A 20308-nucleotide genomic window follows, 5' to 3' on the forward strand; every position below is an offset into this window, starting at 1 on the left:
CCGGGTGCTCTCGGGGTGATCCCGGATCTGTCCCTGATCTCGGGCCCGCCGGGCCCGATCGGTCTCCTCCCCGGCGACTACGGGGGCTACGGTGGAACCCTCGGTGGTCCGGCCCGCGTTGGGACCGGTGGGGGCCGGTTCGGCTGGCGGAAGGTGGCTCGTGATGGACGTGCTCGGCGTGATGGTCGGACTGGCCCTGCTGTTCGGGCTCGTGGTGGCTGCGCTCGTCGTGGTCGGCGTGGTGAAGGCGGCCCGCGCGGTCGGCGAGAAGATGGAACGCCAGGAGGCCAAAGCCCGGCGTGCGGTGGAGAACGTCACGCTCAAGGCCAAGACCTACACCCAGACCGGCCCGCAGGGCCAGATCTCCGCGGTCCGGCTGGGCTTGCGGACCTCCCTGAGCGGCACCCGGCAGGTCCTGGAGGGCGGCCTCACCCAGGACGGCCAGCTCACCGAGTCGCTCGCGCTGCTGGCCCGGCTGGACACCCACGCGGCCGAGCTGGACGGCGAGCTGCGGACGCTGGAGCGCGAGCCCGACGTCGGCCGGATCGCGGCGAAGCTGCCCGAGCTGCGGGAGCGGGCCGAGCGGATCACCCACTCCGCGGAGACGATGCGCTGGGCCGCCCAGGACCGGATGCACCGGTTCGCGGACGACGAGCTGGGCCGGTTGAGCCAAGAGTGCGAGAACGAGGCGGGGGCGCTGCGCCACTGGGACGCTGCTGCGGGTGCTGCGGGTGCTGCGGGTGCGGGTGCTGCGGGCGCTGCCAGCGGGGCGCGTTCGGGCGCGGCGAGCGGCGGGGCGGCCGGTTCGGGCGCCGCGCGTGAGGCCGCGCGGGACGGGGCGGCCCGGAACGCGCTGCCGGACGGAACGAGCGGTCGGCCGAGCGCGGAGGAGCTGCTGGGTCTCTCCGACCCGCTGGCCAAGCTGGCGCACCGGCTGCGGAAGCCTACGGCCGGTCCCTCGGCGGGCTGAGCACGGCGTCCGGGCGCTGTCGCCCGGGCCATGCGGGGGGTAACCTCCGCCTCATGCCCGCCGACCTCGCGCTTGTCACCGATTCCACGGCCTACCTGCCCCAGGAAGCGGTCGACAGGCACAGCATCACGGTGGTCCCGCTGAGCGTCGCGGTCGGTGACGACGTGTTCGCGGAGGGGGTCGAGATCTCTCCCAAGGACGTCGCCGAGGCGTTGCGGGGCCGACACCGGGTGACCACCTCACGGCCCAGCCCGGAGTCGTTCGCGGCCGCCTACCGGTCGGCCGCCGAGAACGGCGCGCAGGGGATCGTCTCGGTGCACATCTCCGGCGAACTCTCGGGGACGGCGGAGGCGGCCCGGCTGGCCGCCGCGGAGTCGCCCGTCCCGGTCCGGGTGGTGGACAGCCGACTGGTCGGCATGGCGCTCGGGTACGGGGTGCTCGCGGCTGCCGAGGCGATCGCGGCCGGGCGTGGCCTGGACGAGGCCGCGGAGGCCGCCACCCGGCGGACGGCCGTGAGCAGCGGTTTCTTCTACGTCGACACGCTGGAGTACCTGCGCCGGGGCGGCCGGATCGGCGCCGCTCGGGCGCTGCTCGGTTCGGCGCTGGCGGTCAAGCCGCTGCTGCACCTGGACGGGGGGCGGATCGAACCCCTGGAGAAGGTCCGGACGGCGTCCCGCGCGATCGCCCGGCTGGAGGAGATCGCGGTCGATCGGGCGGGGGAGCAGGAGGTCGACATCGCGGTCCACCACCTGGCCTCGGAGGACCGGGCCGAGCCGCTCGCGGAGCGGCTGCGCGGGCGGGTACCGGGGCTGCGCGACCTGTACGTGGGTGAGGTCGGTGCGGTGATCGGTGCGCACGTCGGACCGGGGCTGCTGGCGGTGGTGGTCTCACCCCGGTGAGTCGTGGTGGGCTCCGGTGAACCTTGGTGGGCCCGGTGGGCCCGGCGCGGGTGGCTCCGTCCGGCTCCCGTGAGTCGCGGCCAGGGGGTTGCTGCGAACGGGCCGGTGGCGGAACGCTTCGTAGGCTCGGGGGCCCGTGGAGCCGGCGTACCGTCAATGCGCACATGGTCAACTACCCCCTGTGGGTGACATCTTCTCTCCACAGCCCCCCGGTTTTCCACAGGGCTTCGGCAATTTCCGCGCGACTCCGCAGCGACTCCTACCGTGCTCCGCATGACGAGCATGCGCATCGGCGCGACAAGGCGCCGCCGGATTCAGCACATCACCGAGACCGCAGGGTTGCGGATGGCGGCACTGCTGCCGGCCGCCGAGGAGCCGCCCGAAGAGCTGTCGGTGTACGAGAAGCCCGCGGCGCGGGCGCGGGCGGCGGAGCGCGCCGGAGCCTCCCCGGCCGGTGGGCCGCCGAGCGGCGGGCCCCTGCACGCCGGCCTCTTCGCCGGCGACCTTCCCATCGGTGACTTTCCTGCGGGTGGCTCCCTGGCCGGTGGTGAACCGGCCGGGACCGGGCCGCCCCGCGGGCGACCGGACGCGGCACCCGCTTCACCGCCCGGTGTGCCGCCCGTCGGGCCGGGCGAACCCCCGTCCGACAGCCTGCCGACCGGGCCGCCCGGCGGGAGCCCGGCCGTCGTACCGGCGGGCGCGTACCCGTGGGCGGGCGCGGCCCACGCCCTCGACCGGCGGGCGGTGGCGGGACTGCTCGTCCTGCTGCTGCTCGCCGTGGGCTACGGAGTCCAGCACTTCTGGCTGGCCAGGCCGCAATCCGTCGACGTGCCGACGGTGGCGGTCGCCTCGGTGGGGCCCGGCACCCCGCTGTCGGGCCTGGCCGGTCCCGAGGCCGGTGGCGGCCCCGGGGCGGGCGCTGCGGACAGCGGCACCGCCGCGGGCGCGGGCGCGTCCGCCCCGGTGGTGGTCGACATCGGCGGCCGGGTCCACTCGCCGGGGCTGCACACCCTGCCCGGCGGTTCCCGGGTCGCGGACGCCCTGCGCGCGGCCGGCGGCCCGCTGCCGGGGACGGACACCAGGAACCTCAACCTGGCTCGCGTACTGACGGACGGTGAGCAGATCCTCGTCGGCGAACCCGGCCTCCAGCCGGCCGCCGGTGCGGCGACCGGGCCACCGCCGGCCAGTGCGCCGAAGCAGCCCGTCAGTTTGAACCGTGCCACCCTCGAACAGCTCGACACCCTCCCGGGCGTCGGTCCGACCCTGGCCCAGCGGATCATCGCCTTCCGCACTTCGCACGGCGGCGCGTTCCGTTCGATCGACCAGCTCCTGCAGGTGAGTGGCATCGGGGAGCGGACCTATACGGAGATCAAACCGCTGCTCACCCTCTGACGACCGGCCGGACCGCTCCCACCGGCGGCTCCCGTACCCACCCCTGCCCGGAAGGAGGTGCCGTCATCGCCACCACCGCCCTCACCCCCGTCACGAGGAAGAGCCCGACACCGACCACGACGCGGCCGAGCGACTTCCGCCTGCTCCTGCCCGCCGTCTCCGCCTGGGCGGTCTCGGCTGCGGCCCTCGGGATGGGGCCCGGTCACGGGGCGGTTCTTCTCCCGGCCGCAGGGGCGGCCGGACTCCTCGGGCTCGTCCTGCTCGTCCGCCCCCCGGGCACCGGCAGCCGCCGTTCCGCCGCCGTGACACTGGCAGCCCTGCTGCTCACCGGGGCCGCCGCCGCGGGCGCCACCTTCCTCCACACCGCCGACCTGCACCGGGGCCCGCTGCCCGAGCTGGCCCGCGCCGCCCTTCCCGCCACGGACGTCGACGTCGAACTGACCGTCACCGGCGATCCCCACGTACACACCTCACGGACCGGGGGATCCGGCACCGGACAACGTCTGCTCACCGTGGACGCGGTCGTGGACCGGGTCGCCGTCCCGGACGGCCTCCTCCCCGGCCCGGGCCCGCACACGGTCCGTACCCGCACACCGGTCACGGTGATGGTCCGAGGGGACGGGGCGGACACCTGGGAGCGCCTGCTGCCCTCGACCGAACTGGCCGTCGCGGCGACGGTCCGCCCGGCGGGGGAGCAGGACGACGCGTCGGCGGCACTCCTGATCGTGCACGGCGAGCCGCGACAGCTCGCGCCGCCGAACGTCGCGCAACGCATCGCCGGCCGCCTGCGGTCCGGGTTGCGCGCGGCGACCGACCACCTCCCGCCGGACGCGCGAGGGCTCCTGCCCGGTCTGGTGGTGGGGGACACCTCGCGCCTGCCCGACGAGCTCCGGGAGGCGTTCCGGAGCACCGACCTGGCCCACCTGGTCGCCGTCAGCGGAGCGAACCTCGCGATCGTGCTCGGCGTACTGCTGGGCGCGCCGGGCCGGGCCGGAACCGCCGAACGGCGCGGCCTGGCCGCCCTGTTCGGGATCCCGCTACGCACCAGCGCGCTGCTCGGAGCCGTTGTCACGCTGGCCTTCGTCACGATCTGCCGTCCGGAACCCAGCGTGCTCAGGGCGGCGGGGACAGGACTGCTCGGACTGCTGGCGCTGGCCACCGGCCGCCCCCGCCAGGCGGTGCCGGCCCTGGCGGGCACCGCCCTGCTCCTGGTCCTCCTCGACCCGTACCTGGCTCGCTCCTTCGGCTTCCTGCTGTCGGTGCTCGCCACCACCGGACTGCTGGTTCTCGGCCCGCACTGGGCGGACGCCCTGCGGGCCCGTGGCTGGCCGGACCGCCTCGCGGGTGCCGTCGGGGCGACGGCTGCGGCCCAGGCGCTCTGCGGGCCGGTGACGGTGCTGCTCTCCGGGCACGTCAGTCTGGTCGGTGTCCCGTGCAACCTGCTGGCCGAGCTGGCGGTGGCCCCGGCGACCCTGCTCGGGTTCACTGTCCTCGCGGTCGATCCGCTCTCCCCGGCGCTGGCCAGGCTGCTGGCCGAACCGGCCGCGGTGCCGGCCGGCTGGCTGGCTGCGGTGGCCAGGCACGGTGCCGAGCTTCCGGGGGCCCGGTTGTCCTGGTCGGGCGGCCTCGTCGGCACGGCCACGCTCGCCGTGGGGACGGTCGCGTTCTGCTGGACGGTTCCGCTGCTGCTGCCCCGCCGTGCCGGCCCGGGGGGACGGCGAGCGCCGCGCGGCAGGCTCCGGCCGGTGGTGACGGGCGTGCTCCTGCTGGCCCTGCTCGCCGTGCTGTTCCGGCCACCCCTGCTCGCCAGGGTCGCGACCGGCTGGCCGCCCCCGGGCTGGCGGCTGGTCATGTGCGACGTCGGGCAGGGGGACATGCTGGTGCTGCCCGTCGTCGGGGAGGGCCACGACCCGCCGGACAGTGCCGTGGTGGTGGACGCCGGGCCGGATCCCCGGACGGCCGACCGGTGCCTGCGCGACCTCGGGATCACCCGGGTGCCGCTGATCCTGGCGACCCACTTCCATGCCGATCACGTCGAGGGGTTGCCCGGCGTGCTGCGGGGCCGACGGGTCGGGGCGTTGGAGGGGACGGTGCTGGACGACCCGCCGGGCGAGGCCGCCAGGGTGGCGGCGTGGGCGGCGGCGGCCGGGGTGCCGCTGATGCGGGCGGGGCGCGGGGAGCGACGCTCGGCGGGGTCGGAGGTGTCGTGGGAGGTGCTGTGGCCGGACGGAGCGGAGCCGCTGGTGGCCTCAGGCGCGAACAACGCGAGCGTCGCGGTGCTGGTGACGTTGGCGGGCGGGTTGCGGCTGGCCCTGCTGGGCGATCTGGAGCCGCCGGCGCAGGAGGCGCTGCTGAGCCGGCTCAGTGCGGCCGGTGGCCGTGCGCGGGTGGACGTGCTGAAGGTGGCCCACCACGGCTCGGCCCATCAGGACTGGTCCCTGACTGCGGCGTTGAGCCCTCGGCTGGCGTTGATCTCCTGTGGTGCGGGCAATCCGTACGGCCACCCGTCGCCTCGGACGGTGGACCGGTTGCGCGCGTTGGGGGCCACGGTGCTGCGGACGGACCGCGTCGGTGACATCGCGGTGACGGGGGACTCCCCGGCCCGCCTCGGAGTCGTCGTCCACGCGCAGGGTCCGCACGCGGCCCCGGGGCGGCGTGCCCCGCCGGGGTGATCCCCCGGAGCTCCGCCCTCCTCCCAACCCCGAGCGGGGCTGCGGGCCAGGGGAGCGGGCCAGGGGCCAGGGAGGAGGTGGGGAGGGGGTGGGGGGGAAGCCCGGGGAGCACGTTGTTGTTCGCGATCGCCTCGCACAGGAAGTCGGACCCGCCGACTTCCTGTGCGAGGCCACCGGTGGAGGCCGTCCGCGAGGGGCAGCGGCGGTCAGCCCTGCTCCCGCCAGCCCTCGTGAGTGGCGGCGAGGGCGTCGAGGGCGCGGAGGCGGTCCGGGGTCCAGCCGGAGTCCGGAGGCTCCAGGACCACCAGCCACTGGGCGTCCTCGGCGTCGTCCTCGCCGGCGAGAGCGTCGCGGACGATTTCGAGTTCGCCGAGGTCGGGGTGGTCGAAGCCGAGCTCCTCCGCGGCCTCCTCGGCGGCATCGCGGTCGGGCAGGACGAGCAGTTGCCGGGCGCCGGGGTCGAAGCCGCCGGGCTGGTCGGTGGTGGGATCTTCGGTCACCGGGCCATTGTCCCGTGAGCGGCGGACGGGTGGGCCAGCGGTGTCCGTACCCCGTGGGATGCTGGTAGGCGATGGCCAGGAAGAGTGCACCCGACGACCTGCTCGCCCCGCTGACCCTCGCGGTCGGCCAGGAGGAGCTGCTGCTGGATCGCGCGGTCGCCCAGGTGGTGGCCGCGGCGAAGGCGGCGGACCCGGACACCGACGTGCGGGATCTCGCGCCAGGGAGCCTCCAGCCCGGCAGCCTGGCCGAGCTCACCACGCCCTCGTTGTTCGCCGAGCGCAAGGTGATCGTGGTCAGGGCCGCGCAGGACCTCTCCGCCGACTCCGTGAAGGAGGTCAAGGCGTACATCGAGGCCCCCGCCGAAGAAGTGATCATCGTCTTGGTCCACGCGGGTGGCGCCAAGGGCAAGGGTCTGTTGGACGCGGGGCGGAAGGCAGGAGGCCGGGAGGTCGCCTGTGCCAAGCTGGCCAAGGCGAACGAGCGGCTGGCGTTCGTCAAAGGCGAGTTCCGGACGCTCGGACGCTCGGCGACGCCGGAGGCCTGCCAGGCCCTGCTGGACGCGCTCGGCAGTGATCTGCGTGAACTGGCGGCCGCGTGCAGCCAGCTGACCTCGGACGTCGAGGGCACGATCGACGAGACCGTGGTGGCCCGCTACTACAGCGGCCGGGCCGAGGCGACCGGCTTCGAGGTGGCGGACCTCGCGGTCACCGGTCGGGCCGCCGAGGCGCTGGAGCGGCTGCGCTGGGCGCTCGCCGTGGGGCAGCCGCCGACCGGTATCACCTACGCGCTGGCGTCAGGTGTGCGGAGTATCGGGCGGCTGGCGACGACCGGACGGAACATGCGTCCGGCGGACCTCGCACGCGAGCTGGGAATGCCGCCCTGGAAGGTCGACCGGGTGCGGCAGCAGATGCGCGGCTGGACCGGTGACGCCGTGGCCGTGGCGCTGACCGCGATCGCGCAGGCGGACGCCGCCGTCAAGGGCGGCTCCGACGACCCGGCCTTCGCACTGGAGCGGGCGGTGGTCGCCGTGGCCAGGGCCGCCCGGGCAGGCTCCCGCCCGTCGTACTGACTACGTCCACCGGGGGATGCTCGTAGGGCTCGTAGGGCTCGTAGGGCCCGGGGGGCCCGGGGGCCAGGACGGCCGGAGAGGGACGGCCGGGCCGCTCGGCCAACGCGGGCGCCCCGGCCTCCGGGACGGACACACCGGCCGCCGCCCCGGCGCCCCTCCCGGTTACTTGCCGCCGATGGCCTTGAGCATGTCGCGGGTGTCGTCGAGGATGGTCCGCCGGACGGTCTCGCGGTCCAGCGTGTGGTTCTTGCCGACCTGGTAGTTGTCGGTCCAGTAGAACGAGTACGTCATACCGCCGTCGCGGACCTGTAGGTAGTAGTTGATGTCGTGCAGACTCTTGTCGGAGCTGGTCGGCTCGTCCCCGTAGGCGAAGTAGGCCTCTTCGCCGAGGTTCGGCACGTCGGTGATCTCGTACTTCTGCTGCTCGAAGTAGTGCCGGGTGGCGGCGAACTCGGGTGAGGAGTCGACGGCCTTGTGCAGCTCGACACGGATGTCGAGGGTGGCGTAGTCCGGGGTGTCGCTGTCGCTGACCGTCCGCTTCACCAGGGCGTAGCACCGCATGATGTCCATGGACTCGCTGCGCCCGGTGTGCTCCAGCGGATAGTTGTCCACCATCTTGTACTTCTGTCGGAACCCGGTGAGCTTGCCCGCCTCGCAGATCTTGTCGACGGGGTGGTAGCCGCGGAGGCTCTGCGCCGAGGAGCCGCCGTCCACGAGGCTGGGCACGACGGCGACGGCGCCGGCCCAGGCGGCCGAGGCGATGATCGCACCGACGAACGCCCAGACCGCGTTCCGGCGCAGGTTCCCGCCCTTCCGGTCGCCCGCGGCACCGGCTGCGCCGCCGGGCACGGTGGGGGTCCCGGGCGGGGTGGGTGCGCCGGGCGAGCTCGGCAGCCCGGGCGGCGGACCGAAGCCGGGAGGGCCGCCCGGTGCGGGGACCGTCGGCGGTGACGAGGGCGGTGGCTGCTGCGGGAAGCCGGCGAAGCCCGACCCGCTCTGTGGCGGCGGCGGTGGCGGCGGCGGTGGTGTCCCCAATGTGAGCCCCCCTTGGGCCTGCGACGAAGGTGCCGGAACCAGACCTTATCGGTCGGGCCGCAGGACGCGACAGGAGTCGCAGCGGCCCCGCCCGACCGCTGTCACCGGGCTCCGGAAACGACTACTGCCCGCCCGGGTGTGTACCGGGCGGGCAGCAGTGGAAGGGCCTAGGAACCGGCACTTCTGGTGGCGCTCTGTGCACCGCACCCGCGTGGCGAACGCAGGCCGCGTGCGGTGCGAGTCGTTCTGTGCTCCTCGGGCGTCCGGGTAGAGGGCCGGTGCGTCCCGAGGGGAGGGGCCGTCGATGCGGCCCCGAGGGCGTCAGGCCTGGACGGCGGTGTTGACGCGCTTGGTGATGGCCGACTTCTTGTTGGCGGCCTGGTTGGCGTGGATGACGCCCTTGCTCACGGCCTTGTCGAGCGCCTTGGAGGCGGCGCGGGCCAGCTCGGCGGCCTTCTCGGTCTCGCCGGCGGCAGCGGCCTCACGGGCCTTGCGCAGAGCGGTCTTCAGCGAGGACTTGACGGCCTTGTTGCGCAGGCGCGCCTTCTCGTTGGTCTTGTTGCGCTTGATCTGGGACTTGATGTTCGCCACGAAGGAGCCTCAGTCTTGTCTGGAATGAAACGGTTGGAACGGGCTGCACCGCGCGGCCGCCGGACCAGCTGAGAGGGCATGCCGGGGCCAGGTGCAGCGGCCAACGCTACCAGGGGCGCACCGTCCGCCCCAAACCGGGCGGCGGTCCGTACGGCGGTCCGGTCCGGTTCCGGGCGTGGTCTAGGCACGCAGGACCGGTTCGCCGTAGTGCTCCACCTCGGGGAACGGCCGGTAGTGGTGGTGCAGCGACTCGCGCCACCGCTGGTACTCGGCGGAGCGGCGGAACCCCTCGGTGTGGTCCTCCAGTCTCTCCCACTCCACCTGCAGCAGGAACCGTGAGCCCCGCCCCTCGTCCAGGCAGCGGCGCAGTTCCAGTGAGCGGAAGCCGGGTTGGACGGAGATCAGCGGTCGGGCCTCGGCGAAGGCGGAGAGGAAGGCCTCCTCCTGGCCGGGCAGGACGTCGAGCAGTGCGCTTTCCAGGATCATGCGACGTCATCCTGCCCGGGCCCGGTCGCCCGGGGGAGAGTCGACGGCCGAGGTCCGCAGGAGAGGCCCGTGGAACGCGCCCGGCGGAGGCGTGGACCGTCCCCGGAGGCGCCCCGGAGGCGCCCCGGCAGGGGCGAACCGGACGGCGGCGCGCGTCCTGCTCGCGGGAAGTGGGAGGATGGGAGGAACTATCTCGATCGGACGACCGTCCGGTCGCCCGGGAAGCCGGTCAGCGATGACCCGGACACCCCCGGCCCCCGGACCAACGGAGAATCGGACCAAGGTGCCCGCGACCCCCAGCAATGTGCCAGAGCCCAGCCGTACCGACCCGGCGCTGATCCGCAACTTCTGCATCATCGCCCACATCGACCACGGCAAGTCGACGCTCGCAGACCGGATGCTGCAGATCACCGGTGTGGTCGACCCGCGGCAGATGCGCGCCCAGTACCTCGACCGCATGGACATCGAGCGCGAGCGCGGCATCACGATCAAGTCGCAGGCCGTCCGTCTCCCGTGGGCGCCGAAGACCGGCGTCAACACCGGCAGCACGCACATCCTCAACATGATCGACACCCCGGGCCACGTGGACTTCACGTACGAGGTGTCCCGCTCCCTGGCGGCCTGTGAGGGCACCGTCCTGGTGGTGGACGCGGCCCAGGGCATCGAGGCGCAGACCCTCGCCAACCTGTACCTGGCGCTGGAGAACGACCTCACGATCATCCCGGTGCTCAACAAGATCGACCTGCCGGCCGCGCAGCCCGAGAAGTACGCGGCGGAGATCGCGCACATCATCGGGTGCGACCCGGGCGACGTGCTCAAGGTCAGCGCCAAGACCGGCCTCGGCGTCGAGGAGCTGCTGGACCACATCGTCGACAACATCCCGGCCCCGGTCGGCGTGAAGAACGCCCCCGCCCGCGCGATGATCTTCGACTCGGTCTACGACTCCTACCGCGGCGTGGTCACCTACGTCCGTGTCGTCGACGGCCAGCTCACCAAGCGTGAGCGGATCGCGATGATGTCGACCGGCGCGACGCACGAGCTGTTGGAGATCGGCGTCATCTCGCCGGAGCCGAAGGTCGCGGACGGCCTCGGCGTCGGTGAGGTGGGCTACATCATCACCGGCGTGAAGGACGTCCGGCAGTCCAAGGTCGGTGACACGATCACCTCGATGCACAAGGGTGCGACCGAGGCGCTGGGCGGCTACAAGGACCCGCGCCCGATGGTGTTCTCCGGCCTCTACCCGCTGGACGGCTCGGACTACCCGCTGCTCCGCGACGCCCTGGACAAGCTGCGGCTGAACGACGCCGCGCTGGTCTACGAGCCGGAGACCTCGGTCGCGCTCGGCTTCGGCTACCGCTGCGGCTTCCTGGGCCTGCTGCACCTGGAGATCATCCGGGAGCGCCTGGAGCGCGAGTTCAACCTCGACCTGATCTCCACCGCCCCGAACGTGATCTACCGCGTGGTGATGGAGGACGGCACGGAGCACACCGTCACCAACCCGAGCGAGTTCCCGACCGGCAAGATCGCCGAGGTGTACGAGCCGGTCGTGCGCGGGACCATCCTGGCGCCGAACGAGTTCGTCGGCGCGATCATGGAGCTGTGCCAGTCCCGCCGCGGCAACCTGCAGGGCATGGACTACCTCTCCGAGGACCGTGTCGAGCTGCGCTACACGCTGCCGCTCGCGGAGATCGTCTTCGACTTCTTCGACTACCTGAAGTCCAAGACCCGCGGTTACGGCTCCTTCGACTACGAGCCGATCGGCGAGCAGTCGGCCGACCTGGTGAAGGTCGACATCCTGCTGCACGGTGACGCGGTGGACGCGTTCTCCGCGATCGTGCACAAGGACAAGGCCTACAACTACGGCGTGATGATGGCCGGCAAGCTGCAGAAGCTGATCCCGCGCCAGCAGTTCGAGGTGCCGATCCAGGCCGCCATCGGCTCGCGCGTGATCGCCCGCGAGACGGTCCGGGCGATCCGCAAGGACGTCCTCGCGAAGTGCTACGGCGGCGACATCTCGCGTAAGCGCAAGCTGCTGGAGAAGCAGAAGGAAGGCAAGAAGCGGATGAAGATGGTCGGCCGGGTGGAGGTCCCGCAGGAGGCCTTCATCGCCGCGCTGTCAACGGACGCAGAGGCGCCGAAGGAGAAGAAGTAACGACGGTGCCGTCGAGGGGCCCGGGACGTGACGTCCCGGGCCCCTCGGGCGTTCCGGGGCGCTTCAGGTGCGGTTCGGTTCAGCGCAGCGACATGACCACGCCGTTGACGATGGCCGCCTTGATCAGCCGTCCGGTGAGGCCGGTGAGGACGGAGGTCCGCATCGAGTCGTCGCCGTGGATCAGCTGGACCATGCCCTCGCGCCGTCCGAGGCTCAGGCACTGCACGGCGTACCGGAACGCGAACGGCTTGTCGGTGCGTCCGGCGAGGACGTTGCCGAGGTAGCGGCCCATCGGCTGGGCGGTGGCGCAGCCCATCCGCAGGGTGCCGGTGCCGGGGACGGTGACCTCGGCGGCGTCGCCGATCACGTACACGTCGGGGTGCGAGACCGACCGCAGGTGGCCGTCGACGACGGCCCGGCCGGTCGGGCCGACGGTGAGGCCGGCCTCGGCGGCGAGCGGGTGCGGTTCCATGGCGGCGGCCCAGACGACGAGGTCGGCGGGGATCCGGCCGGCCGTGGTGGTGAGGCCCTCGGGGTCGACGGCGGTGACGGTGTGGTGCTCGTGGATCTCGGCGCCGAGTCCGCGGAGCACGGTGTGGACGTGGCGGCGGCCCTTGGCCGAGAACCAGCCGCCGACCTGGCCGGCGGCGACGATCCGGACCTTCCACCCGGGGTGGGCCTCGGCGAGTTCGGCGGCCAGTTCGATGCCGGTGGCGCCACCGCCGACCACGGCGAGGGTGCCGGGCCGTTCGGCGGTGCGCAGCCGTTCGGCCACCTCGCCGGCCCGCTCGACGCCGTAGGCGTGGTCGGCGGCGCCGGGGACGCCGTGCCAGGCGGTCCGGCTGCCGAGCGCGTAGACGAGGGTGTCGTAGGCGACGGCGTCGCCGTTGTCGAGGAAGACCTTGCGGGCGGTGAGGTCGAGCCGGGTGGCGCGGGCCGGGAGGTGCCGCACGCGGCGGCCGCGCAGGACCTCGGCGACGGCGGGCCGGTGTTCGGGGTGGCCGGCGGCGGTCTCGTGCTGGCGCACGCGGTGCAGGAAGCGGCTCTCGGGGGCGATCAGGGTCACGCGGTCGCGCTTGCCGGCCCGGGTCGCTGCGGTGAGACCCGCGTAGCCGGCGCCCAGTACGACGATCTGCTTCTCGGTCATGTCGTCCCGCTCCTTCGCGGCGCCCGGGGGCGCCCTCTCGCGGCGTCCCCGGGGTTGCCGGGAGCGCTTCTGCGCGTGTTCGAGAAGGGGACGACGCGGCCGGACGGACTGTGACCGTGATCTGCGTCACGGGAAGGTCAGGAGGCTGCCACGTTCAGGTGGGCGAGCTTCTCCGGGTTGACGACGGTGTACGCCTCGGTGATCCGGCCGTCGGTGACGGTGAACGCGATCACGCCGCCGACCAGCCCGGGCTGCGGGTACCAGATCACCCCGGGCTCGCCGTTGACCAGCGCGAAGCCGAAGCTCCAGCCGGGTGCGAGGAACTTGGCGGCCAGGCCGCGGACGAGCCGGGAGACCTTGTCGGCGCCGAACACCGGGCGGGCGCCGGCGGTGACGATGCCGCCGCCGTCGGAGTGCCAGACCACGTCGGGGTCGAGGACGGCCAGCAGGCCCTCGATGTCGCCGCGGGCGGTGGCGGCGGCGAACGCCTCGACGGCCTGCCGGTGCTCGGCCGGGTCGGCGGTGGACCGGCGGCTGCCGGCCTTGACCCGGCGGCGGGCCCGGGAGGCCAGCTGGCGGGCGGCGTCGGGGGTGCGGTCCAGCGAGGCGGCGATCTCGTCGAAGCCGACGGCGAAGACGTCGTGCAGCACGAACGCGGCGCGCTCGGCCGGGGTGAGCTGTTCCATGACGGCGAGCAGCGCCATCGAGACGGACTCGCCGAGTTCGGCGACCTCGGCGGGGGAGGCGGGGGCGTCCTGGTACGAGACGGCCGGTTCGGGCAGCCACTCGCCGAAGTAGGCCTCCCGGCGGGCGCGGGCGGAGCCGAGCTGGTCGTAGCAGAGGCGGGTGACGACCGTGGTGAGGAAGGCGCGGGGGTCGGCGACGGCGGAGCGGTCGACCGAGCGCCAGCGGAGCCAGGCTTCCTGGAGGACGTCCTCGGCGTCGGTGAACGAGCCCAGCAGCCGGTAGGCGACCGACCCGAGGTAGCGCCGGTTCACCTCGAAGGGGTCGGACAGCGGTTGGTCGGGCCCGGTGGCCGGGGCGTGCACGGTCGCGGTCGACGGGTCGTCACTCACGGGCCCTACCGTAGCGCCGGTCGTCGCGATCATGAAGACCCGACCGGGGCGGGAAACGTCGGCCCGGCCGTCCGGACGCGCGGCCACCGGGTCAGCCCGGACACCCGGACACCCGGACACCCGGACGCGCAGACGCGTGGGAGCCCGGGGCGGTACGGCCGTCGGGCCGTCCTCCCCGGGCTCCCGCCCGGCGTCCGCCGGGGTCATTCCCGCTCGGCGACCGCTTCGGCGAACTGCGCCTTGTAGAGGCGTCCGTACGCCGCGTCGGCGGCGATCAGCTCGTCGTGCGTGCCCTGCTCGACGATCGAGCCGTTCTCCATCACCAGGATCACGTCGGCGTCCCGGATGGTGGAGAGCCGGTGGGCGATCACGAAGCTGGTGCGGCCGCTGCGCAGCCGGGCCATGGCGCGCTGGATGAGCACCTCGGTCCGGGTGTCGACCGAGCTGGTCGCCTCGTCGAGGACGAGGATCGACGGCTGGGCGAGGAAGGCCCGGGCGATGGTGATCAGCTGCTTCTCGCCGGTGCTGACGCCGGCGCCGTCGTCGTCGATGACGGTCTCGTAGCCGTCCGGCAGGGTGCGGACGAAGCGGTCCACGTGTGCGGCCCGGGCGGCCTCGACGACCTGTTCGCGGGTGGCGCCGTCGGCGCCGTAGGCGATGTTGTCGGCGATGGTGCCACCGAACAGCCAGGTGTCCTGGAGGACCATGCCGATGCCGGAGCGCAGGTCCTCGCGGGACATGGCGGCGATGTCCACCCCGTCGAGGGTGATCCGGCCGGAGCTCACCTCGTAGAACCGCATCAGCAGGTTGACCAGGGTGGTCTTGCCGGCGCCGGTCGGGCCGACGATGGCGACGGTCTGACCGGGTTCGACCTTGAGCGAGAGGTCCTCGATGAGCGGCTTGCCCGGGTCGTAGCGGAACGCGACGTCCTGGAAGACGACCCGGCCGCGCAGGGCGTCGGGGCGTTCCGGCATGGCCGGCTCGGGGGTCTGCTCGGGCGAGTCGAGGAGTTCGAAGATGCGCTCGGCGGAGGCGACGCCGGACTGCACCAGGTTGGCCATGCTGGCGACCTGGGTGAGCGGCTGGCTGAACTGCCGGGAGTACTGGATGAACGCCTGGACGTCGCCGATGGACAGCGCGCCGGTGGCCACCCGCAGACCGCCGACCACGGCGATCAGCACGTACTGCAGGTTGCCGATGAGCATCATCGCGGGCTGGATGATGCCGGAGATGAACTGGGCCTTGAAGCTGGCGGCGTACAGGGCCTCGTTGTGCTCGCGGAAGGTGGCCGCGGACTCCTTCTGCCGGCCGAAGACCCTGACCAGGGTGTGGCCGGTGTACATCTCCTCGATGTGGGCGTTGAGCTGCCCGGTGGACCTCCACTGCTGGACGAACTGCGGCTGGGCGCGCTTGCCGACCCGGGTGGCGACGACGACGGAGAGCGGTACGGCGATCAGTGCGATCAGCGCGAGCAGCCAGGAGATCCAGAACATCATGGCGAGCACGCCGACGACGGTGAGCAGCGAGTTGATCACCTGGCCGGTGGTCTGCTGCATGGTCTGGCTGATGTTGTCGATGTCGTTGGTGACCCGGCTGAGCACCTCGCCGCGCGGCTGCTTGTCGAAGTAGCTGAGCGGCAGCCGGGCGAGCTTGGCCTCGGCGCTCTGGCGCAGCCGGTAGCCGGCCCTCTGGATGGCACGCGCGGCGAGCCGGCCCTGGACGACGCCGAAGACGGAGGACGCGACGTAGATCGCCAGGACCCAGAGCAGGATGCTGCCGATGGCGTCGAAGTCCATGCCCTGGCCGGGGGTGAAGTCGACCGAGGAGAGCAGGTCGGAGATGTCGGTGTCGCCGCGTCCGCGCATGGCGTCGACGACCTCCTGCTTGGAGGCCCCGGCGGGGAAGCGGCCGCTGACGACGCCGGCGAAGATCAGGTCGGTGGCGTGGCCGAGGATCTTGGGGCCGATGACGGCGCAGCCGATGCTGAGCACGCCGAGGGCGAGGACGCCGGCGATCAGGGCGCGCTCCGGGCGGAGCAGTTTGAGCAGGCGTTTGCCGGAGCCCTTGAAGTCCATGGACTTCTCGGCGCCCTGGCCGCCCATGAAGCGTCCGGGGCCGGCCGGGCCGCGGCGGGCGGCGGCGGCCTGGGAGTCGCCGGCGGCCTTCGGGGGCCCGCCGGGGCCGCCCCTGCCGGGGCCACCAGCGCCACCAGGACCGCCGGGACCGCCGAAGCCCCCGGGACCACCAGGGCCTCCGGGACCTCCCGGGCCGCCGGCGGGCGACTTCTTCGGGTCCGGCGCGGGCTTGTCGGGCGTGGTCACGCCGCCTCCTGCTCGGTGAGCTGGGAGAGCACGATCTCCCGGTACGTCGGGTTGCCGGCCATGAGTTCGCCGTGGGTGCCGCTGCCGACCACGGCGCCTTCGTCGAGGACGATGATCCGGTCGGCGTCGCGGATGGTGGAGACGCGCTGGGCGACGATCACCACGGTGGCGTCGGCGGTCTCGCGTGCGAGGGCCTTGCGCAGCCGGGCGTCGGTGGCGTAGTCGAGCGCGGAGAAGGAGTCGTCGAAGAGGTAGATGTCGGGCCGCCGGACCAGGGTGCGGGCGATGGCCAGGCGCTGGCGCTGGCCGCCGGAGACGTTGCCGCCGCCCTGGGCGATCGGCGCGTCCAGACCTTCGGCGAGCTGTTCGACGAACTCCTTGGCCTGGGCGATCTCCAGGGCCTTCCAGAGTTCCTCGTCGGTGGCGTCCGGCCGGCCGTAGCGGAGGTTGCTGGCCACGGTGCCGGAGAACAGGTAGGGCTTCTGCGGGACCAGTCCGACACTGTCGGCGATGGTCTCGGGGGCGAGTTCGCGGACGTCGACGCCGTTGAGCAGGACCTGGCCCGTGGTGGCGTCGAAGAGCCGGGGGACGAGGCCGAGCAGGGTGGACTTCCCGCTGCCGGTGGAACCGATGACGGCCGTGGTCTCGCCCGGGCGGGCGGCGATGTCGATGCCCCGCAGGACGGAGGCCTCGGCACCGGGGTAGCGGAACTCGACGTCGCGCAGTTCGAGGTGGCCGCGGCGGAGCACCTCGGTGACGGGCTCGGACGGCGGGACGACGCTGGAGCTGGTGGTGAGCACCTCCTGGATCCGTTCGGCGCACACCTCGGCGCGCGGCACCATCATGAACATGAAGGTGGCCATCATGACGCTCATCAGGATCTGCAGCAGGTAGGAGAGGAAGGCCGTGAGAGCGCCGATCTCCATGTCGCCGCTGTCGATCCGGTGGGCGCCGAACCAGAGCACGGCGACGCTGGAGACGTTCACGACCAGCATCACGCTGGGGAACAGGTAGGCCATCAGCTTGCCGACCTGGAGCGAGACCCCGGTGAGGTCCTCGTTGGCGCCGGCGAACCGGGCCTGCTCGTGGTCGTCCTTGACGAAGGCCCGGATGACCCGGATACCGGTGATCTGCTCGCGCAGCACCCGGTTCACGGTGTCGATCTTCTCCTGCATGCTGCGGAAGCGCGGGCGGAGTGCCCGCACCAGCACGATGACGACCGCGCCGAGGGTGGGCACGACGGCGAGCAGCAGGCCGGAGAGCGGTACGTCCTGGTTGAGAGCCATGATGATGCCGCCGATGCACATGATCGGCGCGGCCACCATCATGGTGAAGGACATCAGGACCAGCATCTGGACCTGCTGGACGTCGTTGGTGGTCCGGGTGATCAGCGAGGGGGCGCCGAACTGGCCCATCTCGCGGGAGGAGAAGCTCTGCACGCGGTCGAAGATGTCGGCCCGGACGTCCCGGCCGACTGCCATCGCGGTGCGTGCGCCGTAGTAGACGGCGCTGATGGCGCAGAGGGTCTGGAGCACGGTGATGCCGATCATCACCGCGCCCACGCGCAGGATGTATCCGGTGTCACCCTTCACCACGCCGTCGTCGATGATGTCGGCGTTGAGCGTCGGCAGGTAGAGCAGGCCGAGGGTGGAAATCAGCTGGAGCAGCACCAGCAGGGTGATCGGTCGGGTGTACGGGCGAAGGTACGCCCTGAGCAGTCTGATCAGCACTGGCTCACTCTTGTCGTCGGCGGCGGCTTTGGCATCCCAATTCTCGTTCTTCGGCGGGCTCGTTCAGGCCATTCCCGCCAAGCGAGCCGGATCTTTGTCCAGCCCTTTGCCGAACGTTCCGGTGGGCGGGGTGGTGCCGTGCACCGGGGGATCGGGAGGGTGCCAGCTGGCCGCTCCCTCTTACGGAATGACCGGTTTCCCCCTAGGCTGCTGATTGCCCCCTTGTTACTCACCGGTACCGGCCTGGTTGCCGAAGGGGGTCGGTGACCGCCCCCACGGACGCCGCGACAATCCCTCAGAGCCTTCCCTCAGACGGCCACCCGCTCCCGGAGGTCCTCGTTGAGTTCCGCGCACTCCCTGATCGACTCCGGCCGCGCCGACATCGTCGCCGGGCGTCCTGCCTCCGTCGCCCACCTGTTCCTGGAGCGGGTCGCCGCCACCCCGGGCGCCGAGGCCTACCGTTACCCGGCCCCGGTGGACGAGCAGGCGGCGGACAGTGCCCCGGGCGCCGAGCAGTGGCGTTCGGTGACCTGGGCGCAGGCCGCGGCCCGGGTGTACGCGGTGGCGGCCGGCCTGCTGTCGCTGGGCATCCGTTCGGAGGACCGGGTCGCCCTGTCCTCCTCCACCCGGCTGGAATGGATCCTCGCCGACCTCGGCAACATGTGCGCGGGTGCGGCGACCACCGCCGTCTACCCGAGCACCAACGCCGACGAGACCGCGTTCATCCTCTCCGACTCGGGCTCCCGGGCGATGTTCGCGGAGAACGCCGTGCAGCTGGCCAAGGTGGTCGCCGAGCGTGAGCGGCTGCCCGAGCTGCAGACCGTGATCCTGTTCGACGCGCCGGCCGAGACCCCCGACGCCGTCGGGCTCAAGATCGTCACCCTCGCCGAGCTGGAGCAGCTCGGGGCCGACTACCTGGCCGAGCACCCGGGCGTCGTCGAGCGGACCGTCGCCGCGCTCGACAAGGAGCAGCTGGCCACCCTCATCTACACCTCCGGCACCACCGGCCGTCCGAAGGGCGTGCGCCTGGTGCACGACTGCTGGGCGTACGAGGGGAGAGCGCAGGAGGCGAGCGGGCTGCTGGCCGCCGACGACGTGCAGTTCATGTGGCTGCCGCTGTCGCACGTCTTCGGCAAGACGCTGATCTCGGGGCAGATCGCCACCGGCCACGTGATGGCCGTGGACGGCCGGGTCGAGCGGATCATCCACAACCTGCCGGTCATCCGGCCGACCATCATGGCCTCGGCGCCGCGCATCTTCGAGAAGGTCTACAACGGCATCGCCGGCAAGGCCCGGGCCGCGGGCGGCGCCAAGTACAGGATCTTCCTGTGGGCCGCCCGGACCGCCCGCGAGTACGCCCGGACCGCCCAGGCCAACCGGATCGCCACCGGCAGCGACCGCGTCCCGTTCGCCCTCGGCCTGAAGCACTCGCTGGCCGACCGGCTGGTGTACGCGAAGATCCGGGCGGCGTTCGGCGGGCGGCTGCGCGGTGCGGTCTCCGGCAGCGCCGCGCTCGCACCCGAGATCGGGTACTTCTTCGTCGGCGCCGGGGTGCCGATCCTGGAGGGCTACGGCCTGAGCGAGACCAGCGCCGGTTCGAGCGTCAACCGGGCGGAGGACATCCGGGTCGGCACGGTCGGCCGCCCGCTGCCCGGCACCGAGGTCAGGATCGCCGAGGACGGCGAGATCCTGCTGCGCGGCCCCGGCATCATGCGCGGCTACCACAACCTGCCGGAGAAGACCGCCGAGGTGCTGGAGGCCGACGGCTGGTTCCACACCGAGGACATCGGAGAGCTGTCGGCGGACGGCTTCCTGCGGATCACCGACCGCAAGAAGGACATGTTCAAGACCTCCGGCGGCAAGTACGTCGCGCCCAGCGAGGTGGAGGGCAAGTTCAAGGCGGTCTGTCCGTTCGTCAGCAACATCCTGGTCATCGGCAACGGCCGCAACTACTGCACCGCGCTGATCGGCCTGGACGAGTCGGCGATCATGCCGTGGGCCGCCGAGCGCGGCCTGGCCGGCAGGTCCTACACCGAGGTGGTCGCCGACCCGCAGGTCCACCAGCTGATCGACGGGTTCGTGCAGCGGCTCAACGCCGACCTCCAGCGCTGGCAGACGGTGAAGAAGTTCCACCTTCTGCCGCGCGACCTGGACGTCGAGCACGGTGAGCTCACCCCGAGCCTGAAGATCAAGCGGCCCGTGGTCGAGCGCGAGTACGCGGACGCCGTCACCGCGATGTACGCGGGCAGCAACGAGGCCTGACCGCC

General features: G+C 72.6%; 15 protein-coding genes. 7 read left to right on the forward strand and 8 right to left on the reverse strand.

Annotated elements, in window-relative coordinates:
• The first annotated feature begins 163 nt into the window (after positions 1–163).
• The 4 genes from PUR56_RS31735 (at position 164) to PUR56_RS31750 (ending at position 5933) form a co-directional block, all read left to right on the forward strand.
• On the forward strand, positions 164–970 hold the full coding sequence (locus tag PUR56_RS31735; RefSeq protein ID WP_329951492.1) for a hypothetical protein: 807 nt from the start codon (positions 164–166) through the stop codon (positions 968–970).
• 53 nt (positions 971–1023) lie between these two features.
• Positions 1024–1869, forward strand: coding sequence for a DegV family protein (locus PUR56_RS31740; protein WP_329951493.1), 846 nt, complete (start codon positions 1024–1026; stop codon positions 1867–1869).
• A gap of 273 nt (positions 1870–2142) precedes the next feature.
• On the forward strand, positions 2143–3261 hold the full coding sequence (locus PUR56_RS31745) for a ComEA family DNA-binding protein (protein WP_329951494.1): 1119 nt from the start codon (positions 2143–2145) through the stop codon (positions 3259–3261).
• 302 nt (positions 3262–3563) lie between these two features.
• The gene (locus tag PUR56_RS31750; RefSeq protein ID WP_329951495.1) at positions 3564–5933 is read left to right on the forward strand and encodes a ComEC/Rec2 family competence protein; all 2370 of its coding nucleotides are present in this window, start codon (positions 3564–3566) and stop codon (positions 5931–5933) included.
• 206 nt (positions 5934–6139) lie between these two features.
• Here PUR56_RS31750 and PUR56_RS31755 read toward each other — a convergent pair whose 3' ends face one another.
• Positions 6140–6433, reverse strand: a complete 294-nt coding sequence (locus PUR56_RS31755) for a hypothetical protein (protein ID WP_329885164.1) — start codon at positions 6431–6433, stop codon at positions 6140–6142.
• Between the two features lie 71 nt (positions 6434–6504).
• On the opposite strand from PUR56_RS31755, the gene holA reads away from it, so the two are divergent.
• Positions 6505–7503 (forward strand): DNA polymerase III subunit delta, encoded by a 999-nt coding sequence (holA, locus tag PUR56_RS31760; protein ID WP_329951496.1) that lies wholly within the window; start codon positions 6505–6507, stop codon positions 7501–7503.
• Positions 7504–7665: 162 nt separating this feature from the next.
• Here the strand turns inward: holA and PUR56_RS31765 are convergent, their stop codons facing one another.
• The 3 genes from PUR56_RS31765 to PUR56_RS31775 form a co-directional block, all read right to left on the reverse strand.
• Positions 7666–8352: a hypothetical protein gene (locus PUR56_RS31765; RefSeq protein ID WP_329885166.1), complete on the reverse strand. Its 687-nt coding sequence runs from the start codon at positions 8350–8352 to the stop codon at positions 7666–7668.
• 507 nt (positions 8353–8859) lie between these two features.
• Positions 8860–9129, reverse strand: a complete 270-nt coding sequence (gene rpsT / locus PUR56_RS31770; protein ID WP_329885167.1) for a 30S ribosomal protein S20 — start codon at positions 9127–9129, stop codon at positions 8860–8862.
• A gap of 180 nt (positions 9130–9309) precedes the next feature.
• Positions 9310–9615 (reverse strand): antibiotic biosynthesis monooxygenase family protein, encoded by a 306-nt coding sequence (locus PUR56_RS31775; protein WP_329951497.1) that lies wholly within the window; start codon positions 9613–9615, stop codon positions 9310–9312.
• 283 nt (positions 9616–9898) lie between these two features.
• Between PUR56_RS31775 and lepA the strand changes: the two genes are divergently transcribed.
• Positions 9899–11767, forward strand: coding sequence for a translation elongation factor 4 (gene lepA, locus PUR56_RS31780; RefSeq protein WP_329885169.1), 1869 nt, complete (start codon positions 9899–9901; stop codon positions 11765–11767).
• A gap of 79 nt (positions 11768–11846) precedes the next feature.
• On the opposite strand, the gene PUR56_RS31785 is transcribed toward lepA, so the two are convergent.
• From PUR56_RS31785 to PUR56_RS31800, 4 genes are all read right to left on the reverse strand, one after another.
• Complete coding sequence (locus PUR56_RS31785; protein ID WP_329951498.1) at positions 11847–12914, reverse strand: NAD(P)/FAD-dependent oxidoreductase; 1068 nt, start codon at positions 12912–12914, stop codon at positions 11847–11849.
• A 137-nt stretch (positions 12915–13051) separates the two neighbouring features.
• Positions 13052–13990, reverse strand: a complete 939-nt coding sequence (gene sigJ, locus PUR56_RS31790; RefSeq protein WP_329951499.1) for an RNA polymerase sigma factor SigJ — start codon at positions 13988–13990, stop codon at positions 13052–13054.
• A gap of 203 nt (positions 13991–14193) precedes the next feature.
• Positions 14194–16092 (reverse strand): ABC transporter ATP-binding protein, encoded by a 1899-nt coding sequence (locus PUR56_RS31795; protein WP_329951650.1) that lies wholly within the window; start codon positions 16090–16092, stop codon positions 14194–14196.
• Between the two features lie 215 nt (positions 16093–16307).
• Positions 16308–18041, reverse strand: coding sequence for an ABC transporter ATP-binding protein (locus tag PUR56_RS31800; RefSeq protein WP_329885172.1), 1734 nt, complete (start codon positions 18039–18041; stop codon positions 16308–16310).
• A 339-nt stretch (positions 18042–18380) separates the two neighbouring features.
• Between PUR56_RS31800 and PUR56_RS31805 the strand changes: the two genes are divergently transcribed.
• Positions 18381–20303, forward strand: coding sequence for an AMP-dependent synthetase/ligase (locus PUR56_RS31805; protein ID WP_329951500.1), 1923 nt, complete (start codon positions 18381–18383; stop codon positions 20301–20303).
• The last annotated feature ends 5 nt before the right edge of the window (positions 20304–20308 follow it).

The organism is Streptomyces sp. BE303, assembly GCF_036290945.1.
In the GTDB taxonomy this organism is placed as follows: Bacteria; Actinomycetota; Actinomycetes; order Streptomycetales; family Streptomycetaceae; genus Kitasatospora.

Bases quoted from the DNA above. Each gene is read 5' to 3' on its own strand.
- PUR56_RS31735 (WP_329951492.1), top strand. From the start codon at position 164: ATGGACGTGCTCGGCGTGATGGTCGGACTGGCCCTGCTGTTCGGGCTC.
- PUR56_RS31740 (WP_329951493.1), top strand. From the start codon at position 1,024: ATGCCCGCCGACCTCGCGCTTGTCACCGATTCCACGGCCTACCTGCCC.
- PUR56_RS31745 (WP_329951494.1), top strand. From the start codon at position 2,143: ATGACGAGCATGCGCATCGGCGCGACAAGGCGCCGCCGGATTCAGCAC.
- holA (WP_329951496.1), top strand. From the start codon at position 6,505: ATGGCCAGGAAGAGTGCACCCGACGACCTGCTCGCCCCGCTGACCCTC.
- PUR56_RS31775 (WP_329951497.1), bottom strand. From the start codon at position 9,615: ATGATCCTGGAAAGCGCACTGCTCGACGTCCTGCCCGGCCAGGAGGAG.
- PUR56_RS31785 (WP_329951498.1), bottom strand. From the start codon at position 12,914: ATGACCGAGAAGCAGATCGTCGTACTGGGCGCCGGCTACGCGGGTCTC.
- PUR56_RS31795 (WP_329951650.1), bottom strand. From the start codon at position 16,092: ATGGGCGGCCAGGGCGCCGAGAAGTCCATGGACTTCAAGGGCTCCGGC.